General features: G+C 64.0%; 16 protein-coding genes and 1 pseudogene. 14 read left to right on the forward strand and 3 right to left on the reverse strand.

Features of this window, described 5'->3' with window-relative positions:
* Positions 1-6 precede the first annotated feature (6 nt).
* Positions 7-1,425, reverse strand: coding sequence for an aspartate ammonia-lyase (gene aspA / locus QM672_RS08145; protein ID WP_415081832.1), 1,419 nt, complete (start codon positions 1,423-1,425; stop codon positions 7-9).
* 216 nt (positions 1,426-1,641) lie between these two features.
* A complete protein-coding gene (locus QM672_RS08150; protein WP_376717631.1) occupies positions 1,642-2,529 on the reverse strand; it encodes a LysR substrate-binding domain-containing protein in 888 nt (295 codons plus the stop codon).
* 147 nt (positions 2,530-2,676) lie between these two features.
* Here QM672_RS08150 and QM672_RS08155 point away from each other — a divergent pair, with 147 nt between their 5' ends.
* Both QM672_RS08155 and QM672_RS08160 read left to right on the forward strand, forming a co-directional pair.
* Positions 2,677-4,161, forward strand: coding sequence for a mechanosensitive ion channel family protein (locus QM672_RS08155; protein ID WP_367623569.1), 1,485 nt, complete (start codon positions 2,677-2,679; stop codon positions 4,159-4,161).
* Positions 4,162-4,309: 148 nt separating this feature from the next.
* Positions 4,310-5,563: an MFS transporter gene (locus QM672_RS08160; RefSeq protein ID WP_415081835.1), complete on the forward strand. Its 1,254-nt coding sequence runs from the start codon at positions 4,310-4,312 to the stop codon at positions 5,561-5,563.
* A 10-nt stretch (positions 5,564-5,573) separates the two neighbouring features.
* Here QM672_RS08160 and dapF read toward each other — a convergent pair whose 3' ends face one another.
* Positions 5,574-6,449 carry a diaminopimelate epimerase gene (gene dapF, locus QM672_RS08165; RefSeq protein ID WP_415081837.1) on the reverse strand — a complete coding sequence of 292 codons (876 nt, stop codon included), beginning with the start codon at positions 6,447-6,449 and terminating at the stop codon, positions 5,574-5,576.
* A 127-nt stretch (positions 6,450-6,576) separates the two neighbouring features.
* Between dapF and QM672_RS08170 the strand changes: the two genes are divergently transcribed.
* The 12 genes and pseudogenes from QM672_RS08170 to QM672_RS08225 form a co-directional block, all read left to right on the forward strand.
* Positions 6,577-7,458, forward strand: a complete 882-nt coding sequence (locus tag QM672_RS08170; RefSeq protein ID WP_415082049.1) for an ABC transporter permease — start codon at positions 6,577-6,579, stop codon at positions 7,456-7,458.
* Positions 7,455-8,267, forward strand: coding sequence for an ABC transporter permease (locus QM672_RS08175; RefSeq protein ID WP_415081839.1), 813 nt, complete (start codon positions 7,455-7,457; stop codon positions 8,265-8,267). Before QM672_RS08170 ends, QM672_RS08175 begins: the two co-directional genes overlap by 4 nt.
* A 37-nt stretch (positions 8,268-8,304) precedes the next feature.
* Positions 8,305-9,447: an extracellular solute-binding protein gene (locus tag QM672_RS08180; RefSeq protein WP_415081841.1), complete on the forward strand. Its 1,143-nt coding sequence runs from the start codon at positions 8,305-8,307 to the stop codon at positions 9,445-9,447.
* An 80-nt stretch (positions 9,448-9,527) separates the two neighbouring features.
* Complete coding sequence (locus QM672_RS08185) at positions 9,528-10,616, forward strand: ABC transporter ATP-binding protein (protein ID WP_311934099.1); 1,089 nt, start codon at positions 9,528-9,530, stop codon at positions 10,614-10,616.
* 66 nt (positions 10,617-10,682) lie between these two features.
* Positions 10,683-11,927 carry an NAD(P)/FAD-dependent oxidoreductase gene (locus tag QM672_RS08190; RefSeq protein ID WP_415081844.1) on the forward strand — a complete coding sequence of 415 codons (1,245 nt, stop codon included), beginning with the start codon at positions 10,683-10,685 and terminating at the stop codon, positions 11,925-11,927.
* Positions 11,928-12,140: 213 nt separating this feature from the next.
* Positions 12,141-13,466, forward strand: coding sequence for a homoserine dehydrogenase (locus QM672_RS08195; RefSeq protein WP_311934097.1), 1,326 nt, complete (start codon positions 12,141-12,143; stop codon positions 13,464-13,466).
* A 114-nt stretch (positions 13,467-13,580) separates the two neighbouring features.
* Positions 13,581-14,390, forward strand: coding sequence for a YdcF family protein (locus tag QM672_RS08200; RefSeq protein ID WP_311934095.1), 810 nt, complete (start codon positions 13,581-13,583; stop codon positions 14,388-14,390).
* Positions 14,391-14,400: 10 nt separating this feature from the next.
* The gene (locus QM672_RS08205) at positions 14,401-15,780 is read left to right on the forward strand and encodes a leucyl aminopeptidase family protein (protein WP_415081847.1); all 1,380 of its coding nucleotides are present in this window, start codon (positions 14,401-14,403) and stop codon (positions 15,778-15,780) included.
* Between the two features lie 86 nt (positions 15,781-15,866).
* The gene (locus tag QM672_RS08210) at positions 15,867-17,294 is read left to right on the forward strand and encodes an amidase (protein ID WP_415081849.1); all 1,428 of its coding nucleotides are present in this window, start codon (positions 15,867-15,869) and stop codon (positions 17,292-17,294) included.
* Positions 17,295-17,656: 362 nt separating this feature from the next.
* A complete protein-coding gene (locus QM672_RS08215; RefSeq protein WP_415081851.1) occupies positions 17,657-18,415 on the forward strand; it encodes a class I SAM-dependent methyltransferase in 759 nt (252 codons plus the stop codon).
* Between the two features lie 122 nt (positions 18,416-18,537).
* Entirely contained in the window at positions 18,538-19,338 is an 801-nt protein-coding gene (locus tag QM672_RS08220; protein ID WP_415081853.1) for an ABC transporter permease, read from the forward strand.
* A gap of 171 nt (positions 19,339-19,509) precedes the next feature.
* A pseudogene (locus QM672_RS08225) lies at positions 19,510-19,756 on the forward strand (transposase); the annotation flags it as partial.
* Between the last annotated feature and the right edge of the window lie 46 nt (positions 19,757-19,802).

Raw genomic sequence — 19,802 nt, forward strand, 5'->3', positions numbered from 1 at the left:
CGACGCCTACAGCTTCATCTCGAAGGGCTGCGGCCGGGTGAGGTTTTCCGGCCGCAGCACGGCGTCGAGCTGCTCGCGCGGCATCAGCCCTTTCTCCAGCACGAGTTCGTAGACGCCGCGCCCGGTGGCATGGGCTTCCATCGCCACTTCGGTGGCATGGCGGTAGCCGATATAGGGATTCAGTGCCGTGACGATGCCGATCGATTGCTCGACGCTGGCGCGCAGGCGCTCGCGATTGGCGGTAATGCCGGTGATGCAGTTCTTTTCCAGCGTCAGGCAGGCGGCCGTGAGATGGTCGACGCTGCGGAACAGGCTGTAGGCGATCACCGGCTCGAAGGCATTGAGCTGGAGCTGTCCGGCCTCGGCCGCGAAGGTAATGGTGACGTCATTGCCGATCACCTCGAAGGCAACCTGGTTGACCACTTCGGGGATCACCGGATTGACCTTGCCCGGCATGATCGAGGAGCCGGCCTGGCGGGCCGGCAGGTTGATCTCATTGAGCCCGGCCCTGGGTCCGCTGGAGAGCAGGCGCAGATCGTTGCAGGTCTTGGAGAGTTTCACGGCCACGCGCTTCAGCACGCCCGAAAGCTGCACGAAGGCGCCGCAATCCTGGGTGGCCTCGACCAGATTGGGGGCGGTGATCAGGTCGATGCCGGTGATCTCGGCCAGGCGCTTGCAGACGATGCCGGCATAGAGCGGATGAGCGGTGATGCCGGTACCGATCGCGGTGGCGCCCATGTTGATCTCGCGAATCAGCCCGGCGGCTTCCGCCAGCCGCGCCTCGTCCTCGGCCAGCATCAGCCCATAGGTGCCGAACTCCTGGCCCAGCGTCATCGGCACGGCGTCCTGGAGCTGCGTGCGCCCCATCTTGAGGATGTCGGCGAACTCTTCCGCCTTGGCCTCGAAGGCCCGGCGCAGCACGCCCATCGCCTCGATCAGCCGGCCGATGCCGAACCAGGCCGCGATCTTCAGCGAAGTCGGATAGACGTCGTTGGTGCTCTGCCCCATATTGACGTGCTCGTTGGGATGCAGATGGCCGTACTCGCCGCGCCGATGGCCCATGAGCTCGAGCGCCCGGTTGGCGATCACCTCATTGGCGTTCATGTTGGTCGAGGTGCCGGCGCCGCCCTGGATGAGGTCGACCACGAACTGGTCGTGCAGCGCCCCGGCCTTGATCTCCTCGCAGGCCGCCACGATGGCGGCGGTGCGCTTGTCGTCGAGCAGGCCGAGTTCGCGGTTGGCGAGCGCGGCCGCCTGCTTGATCGAGGCCAAGGCCCGGATCAGGTCCGGGCAGGTCGCCACGGTCTGGCCGCTGATCGGGAAGTTCTCGACGGCCCGCAGGGTGTGGACGCCATAATAGGCGTGCGCGGGCACCTCGCGGTCTCCCAAGAGGTCGTGCTCGAGGCGGAATGCGGTGTCAGACAAGGCAGGTTCCTCCGGCCAGGCGCCAGGGTTCCCCCCAGATCATGGCGAGTTGCAGCTTCGCGCGCGCAAGCGCGTGTTGGTGATGGATAGCCTGGCGGAACGAAGCGGTTCTTGCTTTGCCGGCTCCGTTCCGCCAGGCTGGGAAGGCTCATACGCCCGGCAGAAGATCCCTGCCAATGCTATCGCGGCAAAGCCTATTCCAAATCTGCATAACCTTCAGCCGGAAGCCGCCCGTGCTGCGCTCCAGACACGGTCGACGAACGGCCGCGAGCGATCTGCACTACGGTAGAGCCGGATATCCATCGGCATTTCCGGCGCGATCACCATCAGGGTTCCCTCGGCGATCTCGTCGGCGACCAGGCTGCGCGGCAGCCAGGCAACGCCATGGCCGTCCAGCGCCATGAATTTCAAGGCCTCGGCCATGGAGCCCTCATTGGTATGGGCAAGATAGGTCGACGGTGCGCCCTCGCGGGCCTGCGCGATGGCGGCCAGCAGCCCCAGGAACGAGCCGCGCGAATAATGCAGCAGCGGCACGCGCTCGTCCCCGGCCTGCCAGCTGCGGCGTTCCGGCCGAGCCGCCACCGCCACCAGGCTGTCTCGCCCCACGGTGAGGAAGGCGAAGCGTTCGGGATCGAGCGGCACCGAGATATTGGGATGATGAAAGGTGAGCAGGAAATCATAGCCGCCTTCCACCAGGGCCTGGATGCAGGTGTGGAAATTCTCCGGCAGCACGCGGCTCGTCACCGGGCCGACCTTGCGCCGGATTTCCGTAAGCCAGCCCGGCAGGAAGGTCAGGCAGAGGGCGTGCAGGGCGGTGACGGCCAGCACCGGCAGCTTGCTGCCCTCCTGGCGGCTGCGGAACTGCGAACGGCTGAGGGTGAGCAGGCGCACCGTTTCCTCGGCCGTCTCGCGGAATTGCCGGCCGTCGACGGTCAGGGTGATCGGAAAGGTGCTGCGGTCCAGCAACTCGGTGCCGAGCCAGACTTCGAGCGCCCGAATGCGCCGGCTGAAGGCCGATTGGGTGATGTTGCGGTCCTCCGCCGAGCGCGAGAAGCTGCGCGTCTCGGCCAAGCTCAGGAAATCCTCCAGCCATTTCAGTTCCAAGGCCATTCCTTCCGGTGTGACGAGACGGGCAAGCGCGCGTGAAAGGCCGGACGTTTGCCATGTTTGGCTTCGCCGCTGCCATGCCGCATTCCCGCTCTGGCATGCAGCGCGGAGTGATGCAATCATGCCTCCCTTTCGACCAGTTGCGTGGCCCCGGTGTCGCTGCTCTCCGAACTGATCCTCGCCACGGCCCTGGCGGCCGTGCTCATCTTCAACTGGCGGATCGCCTGGCAGCCAGCCTGGCTGCGCATCGGTGTCGCCGCTGGCCTTTTCTGCCTGTTCACCCTGCTGATCCTGCGGGTCGCCGGCATGCCGGCCGCGCCCATGCTCGACTCCGACACGCGCATCGCCACCTGGCAGCGCGGCCTGATCGCCCTGTGGTGGCTGCTGGGCGCGCGGCTGACCGTCGGTATCCTGCCGCTGATCCTCTGGCAGAAGCGCGAATCGAGCCAGCCCAAGATTGCTTCGGACCTCCTGGCCGGCCTGACCTATCTCACCGCCGTGCTGGCCATCGTCAATTTCGTGTTCGACCTGCCCGTCCGCGCCCTCCTCGCCACTTCCGGCATCATTGCCGTGGTACTGGCGCTGGCCCTGCAGAACACGCTGGCCGACGTCTTCGCCGGCATCGCAGTGGGCATCGAACATCCCTATGTGGTCGGCGACCGCATCGGCATCGACGGTTCCTTCGAGGGCGTGATCGTCCAGATCAACTGGCGCTCCATCCATGTGCGCACCGATGGCAACGACATCGTCACCATCCCCAACAGCCTGATCTCCAAGTCACGCGTGATCAATCGCAGCCGGCCGAGCACCCGGCGTGATGATTCGGTCCAGGTCGCCTGCGATTCCACGGCCCGGCCGGACCTGGTCCTGGAATATCTGCGCCATGCCGCGCTGCTGACGCCCAAGCTTCTCTCCAGCCCCGCCCCCGGAACCTCGCTGGCGCGCATCGGCGCCCGCACCAACAGCTACGACATCAGCTTTTCGGTGGCGCATACGGACCATCTCGGCGCGGCCAAGAGCGCGCTGCTCGGCCAGGTGCTGCGGCAGTTCCACTATCACGGCATCCGCCTGGTCAATCCGGGTGCCATGTCGACGCCGATCGGGCCGGTCCAGGTCAGTCTCGGCCCGCTGGAGACCCTGCCTCCCGAGCAGCTCCTTGGCGACATTCCGCTCTTCCGCGAGCTCTCGCCGAAGCAACGGGTCGATCTGTCCACCAAAATGATCAAGCGCCATCTCGAAGCGATGGCGACGCTGGCGTCGCAAGGGGGCACCCTCTCATCCCTGATCGTGGTGGCCTCCGGCGTGCTGGAGGCGAGCCGCACCATCCGCGACCATTCGCATGTGGTGGGACGACTGGGGCCGGGCGACCATTTCGGTGAACTCGGCCTCATCACCGGTGCCCCCAATGCCGGCACGATCCTGGCGCTGACCCGCTGCATCATCTTCGAACTGCGCAAGGAGGATCTCGATCCTGTCCTCGCCGCCGAGCCAGGGCTGGCGGAGGCGTTCGAAGCTTCGGTCCGCCGGGGCCAGGCCTTCCTTGCCCGCGACGAGGCGGCCGCCACCTATGCCCAGCCGGGCCCGCCCGCGCAGTTCCTGGCGCAGATCCGCGCCTTCTTCAAGACGTGATCCCTGGGACCGCCGGCATCTTGCCGGCTCTTCCATTCAGCAAACGCAACATTTCCAAGAGCCGGCAAGATGCCGGCAGTCCCAGGAAGGAAGTGGTGAAGCCGAGCACCCCATAGTAAATGGTCCCAATGCCATCCGGACCCGCCAGATGAACCCTGATTCGCGCCGTCTTCGCTTCGTCTATTTCCTGATCGCCGGGTCGGGTCTCGTCAGCGTGGCCCGGGCGATGAGCCTGTCCTTCCTGGCGGTGAAACTGCAGAAATCCTTCGGCCTGGGACCTGCCGCCATCGGCATCCTGCTTGGCACCGGGCCGCTTCTGGGTGCCATCGCGGCTCCGTTCGCCGGCTCGCTGTCGGATAGGGTCGGCCGCGTCCTCATGCTGGTGCTGATGCTGGCACTGACGGCCCTGGCCCTGATCGGCATGGGATTTGCCCAATCCGTCACGGCTTTCTGCGCGGCCCAGATCGTCGCGGCCGTATCGATCGCCGTCTACGAGCCGATATCCCGTGCCCTGATGAGCGACATCTGCCCGCCCGAGCGACGCCTGAAGTATTTTTCATGGCGTTACATGGTTGCGAATGCAGGGTGGGCTGTCGGGCCCCTGATCGGTGTTGCCGCCGGGACAGCGCTGAGTGCGATGTTCATGGTGGCCGGATGCATCTACGCTGTCTTCGCCATCGCCCTGCATCTGCTCGGCACGCCCGAAACCATCGATGCCGAAGAGAGTGAAAGCCATCGGCAACCTTCCGTCGTCGAGAGTATTCGCTCGGCCGCCCGGGATCCGCGGCTCGCCTTTTTCGTTGGCGGCGGCACTCTTCTGCTGGCCGTCTACGGCCAGTGGTCGGCCACCCTGGCGCCCTATCTCGGCGCCACGATGGAAGGCGGCGTCGACATCTTCGCCTATCTCCTCTCGATCAACGGGCTGGTCGTGCTCGTCGGCAATCTGTTCGCGCGCCGGCTGATCGAAAAGGTCGGCGCCCTCCACGCCATGGTGCTTGGCTGCGTCCTCATCCTCGCCAGCGAGCTCGGCTTCCTGGCGTCCAGCAGTTTCACCGGCTTCGCCCTTTTCATGGTGTTGTTCACCGTCGGCGAGCTCCTGGTGGTGCCGTCCGAATATCTCCTGGTGGACGGCATCTGCAACGCCCGCAACCGGGGCAGCTATTTCGGCGCCCACTCCTTCTCGACCATCGGCAATTTCTTCGGTCCGGCACTCGGCGGCCTGATGCTCGGCACTTTCGGGGGCACCGGCATGTTCCTGACCTTCGCCGCCTTTGCCGCGGCCAGCGCCGTGATGTTCACCATCGGCATGCGGATGCCGCCGCCGCGCCCGCGCGTCCAAGGCCTCCCGGCCGCTGCAGCCATTGAGGTTTCAGGCCTCAGCCGGCGCCTGCATTACGCCTGAGGCGCCTGCATCAGGCGTAGCCGAGGCAGCACAGAGCCACCGGCCCGGTCATGATCGCGCGGCCATCCGGCAGCAGTTCGATGGACAGCGCCCCGCCCGGCAGATGCACGGTGACGCTGTTGCCGTCGATCAGCCCACGCAGGCGGGCAGCATAGGCAGCGACACAGGCGCCGGTGCCGCAGGCCTGCGTCAGGATACCCGGGCGCTCCCAGACCTTGAGGCGCAGCGTACCGCGATCGACCACCTCGGCCACGCCGACATTGACGCCCTCCGGGAACAAAGGATCGTTCTGGATGGCTGGTGCCACCGCCCTGACGTCGACGGCGTCGAGTTCCCCAACGAAGAACACTGCGTGCGGATTGCCGATATTCAGGGCGAGGCCATCGCGAAGCGGCCCGCTGACGAGCGGCAGATGGGCGGTGTCGACCTCATGCGCGAGCGGGATCTGGTCCCATCCCATCACGATCGGCCCGAGCGTCACCGCAACAGCCATCGGGCCGGCCCGGCGGCAGGCCAACAGACCCCCGCCGGTCTCCAGCACCAGTTCGTCCCGCCCGCTTTCCTCCAGCAGGAGATGGGCGACGCAACGCGTGGCATTGCCGCAAGCCCCCGCCTCACGCCCGTCTATGTTGAAAATGCGCATGCGGGCATAGCTCCCACCGGCGGCCCCAGCGGATGTCGGCGCCTCGATGGTGAGCACCTGTTCGGCGCCGACTCCCGTCTCGACGTCGCACAGGCGCACGATATCGGCCACAGGCAAGGCACGGGGATGCAGGCGCTGGTCGAAGATCACGAAGTGATTCCTGAGGCCGTGCATCTTGACGAAGGGCTTGAGCCCCTCGAGGCCGGGCGCCGGCGCTTGGGCAAGGTAATCGGGCAGCAGCATCGGACGAGGCCTCATGGCGCAGGGTAACCACGACCGGATTTGTATTGTCCGGCAATTGACACATGCCTAGAGAAGATCCACCCTGAACGAAACAAATATTACTTCCAGGGAACAGCGTGGGGACATGATGGCAGGCCAGCAGCTTTCTGCACGCGATCGGCTGCGCCCCTGGTATCTGCTCTCCCCGACCCTGATCGTCCTGACCGTGCTGATGGTGGTGCCCATCGTCATCATGACGGTGTACAGCTTCTATGAGTTCGTCACGGCCGGCGTTGAGAAGCAGGTCTTCACCACCGCGAACTGGCACGAATTCTTCACCGACAGTTTCTACCACCTCTTCCTATGGAAGACGGTGAAGGTGGCGGCGATCACCGCCATCCTCTGCGCGCTGCTCGGCTATCCGCCGGCCTATTTCATCGCGATGACGCGCACGCGGCACAAATGGCTGCTGCTGCTGCTCCTGATCGTGCCCTTCTGGATCAGCTTCACCATCCGCACCTTCTCCTGGATCCACATCCTGGGCGAACAGGGCATCATCAACGTGGTGCTGATGAAGCTCGGCCTGATCTCCGAGCCGCTGCGCATGCTCTACACCCAGGGCTCGGTAATCATGGGCATGATCCACTTCCTGCTGCCCTATATGATCCTCAACATCTATGTCAGCCTCGAAGGCATCGACCGCAACCTGATCTCGGCGGCGCGCACGCTCGGCTGCACCCAGGGCCAGGCCTTCCGCGAGGTGGTGCTGCCGCTGTCCCTGCCGGGCCTGATGGCGGGCCTCTTGCTCTGCTTCGTGCTGGCGGCAGGCAGCTACGTCACCCCGCAGGTGCTGGGCTCCACCCGCGACGCCTTGTTCGGCAATCTGATCTACGACACCATCATGACGCAGCTGAACTGGCCGCTGGGCTCGACGCTCTCCATCGTGCTGCTGGTGCTGCTCGGCATCGTGGCTACGATCTACAGCCGCTATATGGGCCTGTCGCGCATCTTCAAGGGGTTGAGCCAATGAGCGAGCTGCCCGCCGCGGAAAAGGACTGGTCCTGGCAGGCCGTGAAGGTCTTCACCATCCTCGTCTACATCTTCATGTTCGCGCCGATCCTGGTGGTGGTGATCCTCTCCTTCAACGATTCGCAGTTCGGCGGCTTCCCGATGACCGGCTTCAGCCTGCGCTGGTACAGCAAGCTGATGGAGAACGAGGCGGTGATCCGCGCCTTCAAGACTTCGCTCTGGGTCGCCCTGATCACCGCGGTGGTCTGCACGGTGCTCGGTATCATGGGGGCGATGGCGCTGGTGCGCTACGACTTCCCCGGCAAGCAGTTCATCAACACGCTGCTGATCGCCCCGGCTTTGGTGCCGGAGACGGTGCTCGGTGTCGGCCTGCTGCTTTTGATGCGCTGGGCCCAGCAGCCGCGCACGCTGGTGCTGCTGGTGCTTGGCCATATTATGCTGGCGCTGCCCTATGTCATCCTGGTGGTGCAGTCGCGGCTGGTGGGCATCCGGCGGGTCTATGAGGAGGCGGCCCTGTCGCTCGGCGCCAACCGGTTCCACACCTTCCGCGAGATCACCCTGCCGCTCTTGATGCCGGCCGTCATCGCCAGCCTGCTGCTGGTCTTCACCATTTCCTTCGACAACGTCACCGCCAGCCTGTTCTGGCGCCCCTCAGGCGTCGAGACCATGCCGACGCAGATCCTGTCGATGCTGAAAGTTTCCATCAGCCCGGAGATCAACGCCCTCGGCGCGCTGATGATCCTGCTGACCGTGGGCGTGCCGCTCATCGGCGGCGGCCTGGCCCGCTATCTCGCCCGCGGCATTCGCTAGGGCCAGTCATAAAACCACCAGGAGGGGAACCAGACCAATGACAATGTCGCAGACCAGGCGCCTGGAGCGCCTCAAGGAGCGTTATCTCAATGGCGGCATGAGCCGCCGCACCTTCCTCGGCCTCACCGCGGCGGCGGCGGCAGGGGCCGGCATCAATCTGAAATGGGGCGGCTCGGCGCTTGCCGCCGCCAAGGACGTGCGCTTCGACGGCTGGGGCGGCAGCGTTCAGGAGGCGATGGATAAATACGCCTTCAAGCCCTACACGGCCAAGACGGGCAACAACGTGGTGCAGGGCACCTTCGGCGACGAGAACGAGGTCATCACCAAGGTCAAGACCGCCTCGCCCGGCGAGTTCCAGGTGATTCATTCCTCCGGCGTCGAATATTACAAGCGCTATGTCGATGCCGGGCTGACCACCAAGCTCAACGACGCCAACATCCCCAATATGGCCAACATCATGCAGGTGATGTTCGAGCCGTTCCGCAAGATCTCACCGGACCTGTCCTGCGTGCCCTATGACTACGGCACCACCGGCATCGCCTACAACACCAAGGTGATTTCCGAAGCCGAGGCCAAGGAGAAGGGCGTCAATCTGCTGTTCGATCCCAAATACAAGGACAAGATCGGCGGCTATGGCAACATGATCACCCGCGTCTGGTATGCGGCGCTCGCTCTGGGCCAGGACCCCAACGCCATCAAGGACATCGATGCCGTCTGGGACAAGGTGCGCGAGCAGCGCGACCTTGCCAAGAAATACTGGTCGTCGGGCGCCGAGCTGATGGACCTGCTCTCTAAGGGCGAGGTGGTGGTCACCGATGCCTGGTCGGGACGTGTCGCCGCCCTGCAGGCCCAGGGCGCGCCGATCGGCTATCTCGATCCGCCCGGCTCCTATGCCTGGATGGAGGACCTGCTGGTGCTCAAGGGCGCCCCGATGGCCGAATGCGAGGAACTGCTCAACTTCATGCTGCAGCCCGAAGTGATGATCGCGGTGGCGGAGGGGCAGAGCTATCCGCCCGCCCTCGATCCCACCAAGGTGAAGCTGACCGACAAGGTCAAGGCGCTGCCGGCCTTCGACCCCACCGGCAAGATGGCTTCGCTGACCTTCGCCGACGCCGCCTATTGGGACAAGCACACGGACGAGTGGACCAAGACCTGGGACCGCATCGCCAAGGGCGCTTGATCTCCCTCTGAACTCCGGGCTGGCGAGCTTTGCCGGCCCGGCTGCATTCGCAGCCGAAGTTAAAAACGAGAGCGTGACTGATGACCAAGCCAACGGCCGTGGAACTCACCAATGTCAATCTGGCCTATGGCGATTTCGTTGCCGTCAAGGACGTCAACCTCACCATTCGCAAGGGCGACTTCGTCACCCTGCTCGGCCCCTCGGGCTGCGGTAAGACCACGATCCTTCGCTCGATCGCCGGCCTGGTGCAGCCGACGGCCGGCGAGATCGTGGTGGCGGGAAAGCGCATCGACACGATGCCGATCCACAAGCGCAATATCGGCCTGGTCTTCCAGAACTACGCCCTGTTTCCGCATAAGAACGTGTACGACAATATCGCCTTCGGCCTGAAATATCGCGGCGTGGACAAATCCACTATCGCCGCCAAGGTCAAGCGCGCCCTCGACATGGTCCGCCTGCCGGGTGTCGAGCGCAAGCTGCCTTCCGAACTCTCCGGCGGCCAGCAGCAACGCATTGCCCTCGCCCGCGCCATCGTGATCGAGCCGGACGTGCTGCTGCTCGATGAGCCGCTCTCGGCGCTCGACGCGCATCTGCGCGAGGAAATGCGCACCGAGCTCAAGATCATCCAGCGCGAGATCGGCATCACCTCCATCTTCGTCACCCACGACCAGGAGGAAGCCCTGGCGATGTCCGACCACATCGTGGTGATGAACAAGGGCGTGGTCGAGCAGCAGGGTACGCCCGAGCAGGTCTACAAGCGCCCGGACACCCGCTTCGTCGCCAGCTTCCTCGGCCAGTCGAACCTGGTCGAGGGCAAGATCATGGGCGTGGCCGATGGCCGCCTTGCCCTGCATCTCGACAATGGCGTGCAACTGGTCGCCGTCGCACCGGCGTCGGCCCGCGCCGGCACAAGGGCGACCGGCGTGGTACGGGCCCAGCGCATCCGGCTCGGCCCGCCGGGCGGCGATCCCGGCGAGCTGCGCGCCACCATCATCGCCGCTTCCTACCTCGGCGGCACCGCCGCCTATATCCTCGATCTTGCCGGCCTGAGGCTGCAGGCCAATGCCACCATCGAGGACAGGGTCTGGCATGACGGCGAGGCCGTCGCGGTGACCATTGCCCCTCAGGATGTGTTGCTGCTGGACGAGAATGGGCGCAGGCTCACCTGACGGCGGGTCGCTCCAGCCGAACCATATTCGATACCAAAGTTCTTTTCAGCACCAATGGGGTTTTCCATGCGTTACGACGTCATGGTTCTCGGCGCCGGCATCGTCGGCACCTCGATCGCCGCGCATCTGCAGCAGCGCGGCCGGTCCGTCGCCCTGGTCGACCGGCGCGGCCCGGGCGAGGAAACCTCCTACGGCAATAGCGGCGTGGTCGAGCGCTCCGCCTTGCTGCCCGTCGCCTTCCCGCGCAGCCTGTCCGCCCTCGCAGACGTCGTGCTCAAGCGCTATCCCGGCGCCAACTACCATTGGACGGCCCTGCCGGCGCTGGCACCCTGGCTGCTCGCCTATTGGCGCAACTCCGCCCCGGACCGGCTTCTCGCCACCGCCCGGATGATGCAGCCTTTGCTCAGCGCCACCGTGGCCGAGCACCGCGCCTTGGCGAGCAAGGCCGGCGCCGACGCCCTGTTCCGCGACACGGGCTGGCTCAAGGTCTATCGCAGCGAGACGGCGTTCGAAGCCGAGAAGCGGGAATTTCCCCTCGCCGCCGAGTTCGGCTACCGGGTGAAGGCGCTGACGCGCGACGAAGCTCTGGCGCTCGAACCCAATCTCCGGACCGATTTCACCGCGGGCGTGCATTGGCAGGATCCGCACAGCGTCTCCGATCCCGGCGGCATCACCAAGGCTTATGCCGGCCATTTCGAAGCGATCGGCGGGCAGGTCCTGATCGGCGACGCCCGCAGCCTGCGTCCGGGTGCTTCCGGGTGGAGCATCACCACGCAGAACGGTCCGATCGAGGCGCGCCAAGCCGTCGTCGCGCTCGGCCCCTGGTCGATGGATGTGCTCGCCCCGCTCGGCTATCGCTTCCCGCTCGCGGTGAAGCGCGGCTATCACATGCATTACCGTGCCGAGGGCAATGCCGGCCTCAGCCGCCCCGTGCTCGACGAGCAGGGCGGCTTCGTCATCACACCGATGGCGGGCGGCATCCGCCTCACCACCGGCGCCGAATTCGCGCGGCGCGATGCCCCGAGGACACCCGTGCAGGTCGAGCGCACGGAAAGGCTCGCCCGCAAGCTCTTTCCGCTCGGTGAGCGCGCCGAGGCCGAGCCCTGGATGGGATCGAGGCCGATCTTCCCCGACTCGCGCCCGGTCATCGGCAAGGCGCCGCGCCACGACAGCCTCTGGCTGGCCTTCGGCCACCAGCATCTCGGCTTCACCCTCGGCCCTGCCACCGGCCGGCTCCTGGCCGAGATGATCACCGGCGAAAAACCTTTCGTCGACCCCTCCGCCTACCGGGCGGAACGTTTCGGCGCCTGAGCGCCGTAGCGTTTTGCGATTTGGCGGAATCGCAAAGGCGCGTCGAACCAAAGGGTGAGGGCAAACCAGTGTTTCCATCCAAACGCGCTTTGCTCCAGGGGCCGTCCCTTGTCCGAAAAGGCGACGATCTGCACCGAAAGGACATGGCCATTTCCCTTTGCAGCGCCACGATTTGGTGGTTAGACGGTGCATGACGAGATTGCGGAGCGCCCGATGAACCCCTCTTTTGCTGCCGATCTGATGGAACGCGCCCGCGACAAGGGCCCTGTTACCATCGGCCTGGTCGGAGCCGGCCAGATGGGCACCGACCTCATCGTGCAGATCGCGCTGATGCAGGGCATCCGCATCGGCGCCGTCGCCGTGCGATCGCGACCGCAGAATGCCATCGCCGCCGCCCTGAGTGCCGGGCATCGGCTCGACGAGCTCGTCGAGGTCACCAACGCCTCGGCCATCGACCGGGCCATCGAGACCGGGCGCATCGCCATCACCACCGACCTGGAGGCGCTGGCCGCCGCCGGCCGTATCGAAGTGATCATCGATGCCACCGGCCATCCCGAATCCGGGGCCATCGTGGCGGAGGCCGCCATCCGGCACGGCAAGCATATCGTCATGCTCAATGTCGAGGCCGACATCACCATCGGCCGCCATTTCAAGGCCGAGGCGGAGAAGGCGGGCGTGATCTATACCGGCGCGGCCGGCGACGAACCGGCCGCCGCGCTCGAACTGGTCTGCTTTGCCCGCACCCTCGGCATGACAGTGGTCGCCGCCGGCAAGGGCAAGAACAACGCCCTCAATTTCGACGCCGTGCCCGACGACTATGTCGCCGAGGCGACGGCGCGCGACATGAATCCGCGCGTGCTGGTGGAATTCGTCGACGGCTCCAAGACCATGGTGGAGATGGTGGCCCTCGCCAATGCCACCGGTCTCGAGCCGGACAAGCCCGGCTTGCACGGCCCCCGTGCCAGCAAGGAGGAGCTTGCCGAGGTGCTGATCCCGGTCAGCCATGGCGGCGTGCTCTCCAAGCGCGGCTGTGTCGACTACACCATCGGCAAGGGCGTGGCCCCGGGCGTGTTCTGCGTGGTCGAGCCCAACCATCCGCGCGTGCTCGAGCGCATGACGGACCTGCATGTCGGCAAGGGTCCGTTCTTCACCCTGCACCGGCCCTATCATCTGACCAGCCTGGAAACGCCGCTCACTGCCGCGCGTGCCGTGCTCTACGGTACCGCCGACCTGCAGCCGCTCGACCATCCCGTGGCGGAGACGGCAGCGGTGGCCAAGCGCGACCTCGCTCCCGGCACCGTGCTCGGCCGCATCGGCGAATATGATTATCGCGGCTGGTCGATGCGCTGGGCCGATGCCAGGCGGGAGCGGTTGCTGCCTCTGGGCCTGGCCGAGCGGGCCCGCGTCACCAAGCCGATCCGCAAGGGCGAGCTGCTCAGCCACGACAATTGCGCGGTCGACGACAGCCTTACCATCGTGCGCCTGCGCCGGCAGCTCGACCTCGCCGACCAGCGCTTCCTCAAGGCCGACGCGGCGTAGGCCCGATCGGGGAGCTGGCCTTCCGATCAGCCTGGAAATGCCACGCTCGCTGGATCGAGAAAGGCGGGTCTGAAGACCCGCCCCCCAAATGCCGCCACCCTGACAACGCATCTCATGTTCTATTATCTCGCCAAGACCCTGGGCTTCCTGATCCTGCCCTCCAACGCGGCCCTGGTGCTCGGCCTCGTCGGCCTGCTCCTCAGCTTCATTCACCGCGTGCAACGCTTCGGCCGCTTCCTGATGGGCTTCGCGCTGCTGGCCTTCGCGGTGATGGGCTGGTCGCCGCTCGGCAATTGGCTGATCCAGCCGCTGGAGGAACGCTTTCCCCAGGCTGCGATCGCGCCCCAGACCAGGATAGCCGGCATCATCGTGCTGGGCGGCGCGGTGGACACCCACATCTCCACCACGCGGCATGAGACGGCCCTGACCGATTCGGCCGAGCGCATGACGGCTATCGCCGGCCTGTCGCGCCAGTTTCCCGATGCCCGCATCATCTTCACCGGCGGCGTCGGCTCGCTTGCCGGCCAGATCTGGGGCGATATCACCGAGGCGGATGCCTCCAGGCAGCTCTTTCGCAGTTTCGGCATTCCCGATGAGCGCATGCTGTTCGAGAACCGCTCGCGCGATACCTATGAGAATGCCGTCTTCACCTATGACCTTCTCAAGCCCAAGCCCGGCGAGACCTATCTGCTGGTCACCTCCGGCTACCACATGCCGCGCTCGATGGCCTTGTTTCGCAAGGCCGGCTTCGATGTAATGGCCTATCCCGTCAATTATCGCACGGCGGGTCCGCAGGATGGCATGCGGCCCTTCTATGCGATGAGCGACGGGCTGCGCCAGGTGAACCTTGCCGTGCGTGAGTGGATCGGCCTGCTGTCCTACCGGTTGAGCGGGCGCATCGACGAGATCTTCCCCGAACCTTGAAAGTTGCACCATGTCCGAGCCTCTGCTTGCCGCTGCCGAACAGGCCGTTCCCATCTGGTTCGCCACCAAGGAGACCGCCGGCGCGGTGCTGGAGCGCCTGTCTCCGTCGCAGCGGGACTGGATCGTCGCCAACGGTTTCGAGGCAAGCGCCGGCCGCCACCTCGTTCTGCCGGGACCTGACGGCAACCTCGCCGGGGTGATCTTCGGCCTCGAGGGCGAATCGGCCCGCCATCGTGACGGCTTCCTGCCCGGCAAGCTCGCCACCCTCCTGCCCGTGGGCACCTATCGCTTCGCCAATGCCAGCCATGACGACCGGCTCGCAGCGCTCGGCTGGGTTTTGAGCCTCTATCGTTTCGGTCGCTACAAGCGCAACGATATCAAGGCCGTACAGCTGGTCGCACCCGATGGTATCGACCGCGATGAAATCCTGTCGATTGCCGAGGCTGTGGCGCTCGGGCGCGATCTCGTCAACACGCCGGCCAATGACCTCGGCCCGGCGGAACTGGCTGAGGCGGCCCGTGCCCTGGCCGAGCGGCATGGTGCCGCGTTCCGGGTCGTGGTCGGCGAGGAACTGCTGGCCGAGAATTTTCCGATGATCCATGCCGTCGGCCGGGCCTCCTCGCGCGCGCCGCGGCTTGTCGACCTCACCTGGGGTGATCCTTCCCATCCCAAGGTGACACTGGTCGGCAAGGGCGTGATCTTCGACACCGGCGGCCTCGACATCAAGCCGTCGGCCAGCATGCTGCTGATGAAGAAGGACATGGGTGGAGCCGCCTCGGTGCTCGCCTGCGCCAGCATGATCATGGCCGCCGGCCTCAAGCTGCGCCTGCGCGTGCTGATCTCGGCCGTCGAGAACGCGATTTCCGGCGATGCCTTCCGGCCCAGCGACATCCTGGCCTCGCGCAAGGGGTTGAGCGTGGAGATCGGCAATACCGACGCCGAGGGCCGCCTCGTGCTCGCCGACGCCCTCGCGCTTGCCGATGAGGAAGCGCCGGAGCTGATCGTCGACATGGCGACGCTGACAGGTGCCGCCCGCGTCGCCCTCGGCCCCGACCTGCCGCCTTTGTTCTGCCGCGACGAGAAGGTGGCGACCGATCTCCTCGCCCATGCCGCCCGGGAGAACGATCCGCTCTGGCGCCTGCCGCTCTGGCCCCCCTATGACGCCATGCTCGATTCCAAGGTCGCCGATCTCAACAACGCCCCGGGCGGCGGCTTTGCCGGCTCGATCACCGCGGCCCTCTTCCTCAACCGCTTCGTCGAGAAGGCTGGGGCCTATGTGCATCTCGACATCTTCGCCTGGACCCCTTCCGCCAAGCCCGGCCGGCCCGAGGGCGCCGAGGTGATGGGCGCCCGCGCCCTCTATGCCTATCTCAAGACGCGGTTCGGCTGAGACACCGCAGACAGACCGACCGGGGCCGGCGGCACAGCCGGCTCCGGCTATAGCAAAGCCAATCCAGCCTTCCGGGAATTCGCGCCATGAGTAGCCATGACGAACTGATCCGCCTGACCGCTTGCGAGGTTGTCGAGCGCCTCAGGCGGCGCGAGGTCAGCCCGCTCGATCTCGTCGAGGCCTCGCTTGCCCGCATCGGGGCTGTCGACGGCAAGGTCAATGCCATGGTCACGCTCTGCCCCGAGCGCGCCCGCGACCAGGCCCGCCGGCTAATGGCAGCCCCGCCCAGCGAAGACCCGCACTGGCTCAGCGGCCTGCCGCTCGCCGTCAAGGACCTCAACGACGTTGCCGGCGTACGCACGACCTATGGCTCGCAGATCTACAAGGATCACGTGCCCACGCGCTCGGACATCATGGTCGAGCGCCTGGAAGCCCACGGCGGCATCACCATCGGCAAGAGCAACACGCCCGAATTCGGCGCCGGCGCCAACACCTTCAATGCCGTGTTCGGCGACACGCTCAACCCCTGGGACACCAGGCTGAACGCCGGCGGGTCCTCGGGCGGGGCGGCCGTGGCGCTCGCCACCGGGCAGGTCTGGCTGGCAACCGGCTCGGATCTCGGCGGCTCGCTGCGCACACCCGCGAGCTTCTGCTCAGTGGTGGGCTTGCGCCCCTCGCCCGGCCGGGTCGCCAGCGGCCCCGACGGCATCAAGTTCGAGACCCTGCCGGTCAACGGCCCGATGGCGCGCACGGTCGAGGATGTGGCGCTGATGCTCGACGCCATGGCCGGCTGGCACATCGAGGATCCCCTGTCGCTGGAGCAGCCAGCCATCGGCTTTCGCGAAAGCGCCCGCCGCCGGCAGGCGCCCAAACGGGTCGCCTTCTCGCCTGACCTCGGCATCACACCGGTCCATCGCGAGACCAGGGCGATCGCCGAGGCTGCGGCCAGGAAACTGGAGGAGGCCGGCTCGATCGTCGAGGAGGCCTGTCCGGATTTCACCGGCGTGCCCGAGGCCTTCCAGACGCTGCGCGCCCTTTCCTACGCCGCCGGCATGCGTGAACTGCTGGAGACGCGCCGCAGCGAACTCAAGCCCGACGTGATCTGGAACATCGAGAAGGGCCGCGCCCTCGACGCCGATACGATCGGTGCCGCCATGCTCCGCCGCAGCAAGCTCTATGACGACATCGCCGCCTTCTTCTCGCGCTATGACGTGCTGATCGCCCCAGCCGCCTGCACGCCGCCGCTCGGCATCGAGCAGCGCTGGGTGCGCGAAGTCGAGGGCAGGGTGTTCGAGAACTATGTCGACTGGCTCAAGATCGCCAGTGTCGTCACCATGACCTCCTGCCCCTCCCTGGCCATGCCCGCCGGCTTCACGGACGATGGCCGCCCCGTCGGCGTGCAACTCATCGGCCGGCCACGTGGCGAGGCGGCGCTGCTAGGTGCGGGCGCCGTGCTGGAGGAGTTGCTGGGGCTGAGTAGACTGGTACCGATCGAGCCGAGGACCACGCTCTAGAAAGTCAGGGTTCCCCCACCCGATGGTGGGCTCCGAGAAAGGGCAGTGATGAAAACAGACTGGATATCCCATCGGTGCTGCCCTCAACTGGAACCTCGGTGCCGCTGCACGGAACTCGGCAAACAAGCTGTCAACAATATGGACTTGATAGAGAGCCATCTAAAAATGTGGCAAGAAAATGGTGTCTAGGTGCCCGCTTAGCACCAAGAAAAAATTTTACCCCGGATGCCGGCTGGCTCACCATCGTAAGCAATCCAGGTCAATACGATGGACTTGTTTGGCGCTGAATCTCTTGTACAAAGATAATCTAGATATCTCCGATACCTTATCCCAAGGCCTTCTACCGAGATTGGAATACTATCATGAACGGTCAACCAAATTTTGATTCGAACAACAAGCTTCAATCTCAGGATCAAAATTTCCTGGGAAGAGCCCTATCAGGCAACCATTATTTAGAGGTTCTCAAAAATTTTCATAGGTATCTACAGCCTAAGACATATTTAGAGATTGGAACAAATACCGGTTCGTCTCTTGATCATGTAGAGTGCCGAACTATCGCAATAGATCCGCGATTTATACTTAAAACTTCTGCGACCGGCCGACGTCCGGCGACACTCTTTTTTCAAATGACAAGCGATCTTTTCTTCAGGAGCTATGACCCTAGACAATTATTGAATGACAATATCGATTTTGCATTTCTAGACGGCCTACACGAAGCGGAAGCCCTGCTGCGGGATTTTTACAATACGGAAAAATATTGCAACCAGAACTCGATCATCGTGTTGCACGACTGTGTTCCAACCCACAAGTCCATGCTTTCCCGCGCTGACAACGGCGGCGGCTGGACGGGGGATGTCTGGAAAGTCGTTTGCATGTTGAAGGAATACAGACCCGATATCGATATGCGCATTTATGATGCGGCGCCCACAGGACTTGTTTTCTGCACGAACTTGAACCCGAATTCCACCACTCTCCGTGACAGCTATCCGGATATTTGGCGAAAGTGGTCAAGAATTGATATGGAATCCTATGGATATGAGAAATACATTACGGAGTGTGACATTCAGTCTACAAATTCGATTGCATCTCCAGAAGAGATCCGTCGCTACTATTGGTTATGATACAGGCTCAAAAGACACTCGTAGATAGGCAAGGAGCTTCGCCGGAAACGGCCTTGTGCCACACTGAAGAAGAGAGGCGGACCGAATGGCTGGATTCATCGGGATAGGATATTGAGGTGGACTTGAGTAGAACCTCCTCCATTACGATATTGGCTGCGCTTGAGAGGCAACGCCGGGTCGTACATGCGGTCATTCTCCGAAATATTAGGACGCGTTTTTTTGGCCATGGGCTCGGCTATATCATAGCGGTTGGCTGGCCCGTGTCGCATATTCTCATTCTTATACTCATCTTCAGCCTTACGGGGCGAGCCGCTCCCTATGGCGATAGTGCCGTTTTGTTTATTGCGACCGGAACTATACCATTTATGGTCTTTTCCTATCTTTCGCGTTTTATGATGGTCAATCTTCTATCGACCAAGCCGCTACTAAACTTGCCCGGCGTAAATACACTCGATGTGCTCATCGCTGGCGCTTTGCTCGAAGTCGTTACGTCGGGCCTTGTGATTCTAATTATGCTCTTTCTCGGCTTTGCTTTCGATATCCCGATCATGCCGCGAGACATAGGCACCGCCTTTGGGGCGTTGGGAGCCGCAATCCTGCTTGGATGCGGCATGGGCGTGATCAACAGCGTCATCGTCATCGCAGTCCCGATGTGGATGACTGGCTATTCTCTACTCATCATTGCCATTTGGGCTTCGTCCGGCGTGGTCTTTGTGCCTGACATGGTTCCGGAGCCTTACCGATCGTTTCTTGCATACAATCCTGCATTGCAGATCGTGGAATGGATGCGCTCTGCCTACTATACAGGCTATGGTCAACTCGTGCTGGACAAGCCTTATACGATAGTATTCGGAATGGTCTGTCTGGTAAGCGGGCTGGTACTTGAACGAACGCTGCGAAATTACATCCTCTCCACACGCTGAATTCGTGCCATCATTGCGTGGAATTTTCCATGGCTAGCCTCATCATTCCTTCGGCAAGCCGTTGCGGATTACGGCACGCCACTGGACGGTTCGAGAAACTGGGCACCTCTAAAAACCCTCGTGTTTTTTGAGTTTGGTGTGATTCCATGCGGGATGGCAGCTGGAGGGATCATGAGCGCAGGCATTCCCGGGTTTTTCGACTTTGAGGAGCGTCTGGCCGAGCTTTCGGCCAAAGACGACGATCTAGCGCCTGAATACGGTCATCGATTTCGAGATGTTCCGGGTTGCTCTAGAGGTAGCCGTATCGCATGCGGACCACTCGAAGGGCGGTCGGCCGCCGTTTGACACGGTATTGATGTTCAAGGTCCTGATCCTTCAGACCATGCATACTCTGTCGGACGAGCGCATGGAGTGTCTAGATACCACCATAAATCCGATTTTTATCGCCGAAACGGGATGAGAGA

This window comes from Labrys sp. (in: a-proteobacteria), assembly GCF_047605565.1.
Classification (GTDB): Bacteria; Pseudomonadota; Alphaproteobacteria; order Rhizobiales; family Labraceae; genus Labrys; species Labrys neptuniae.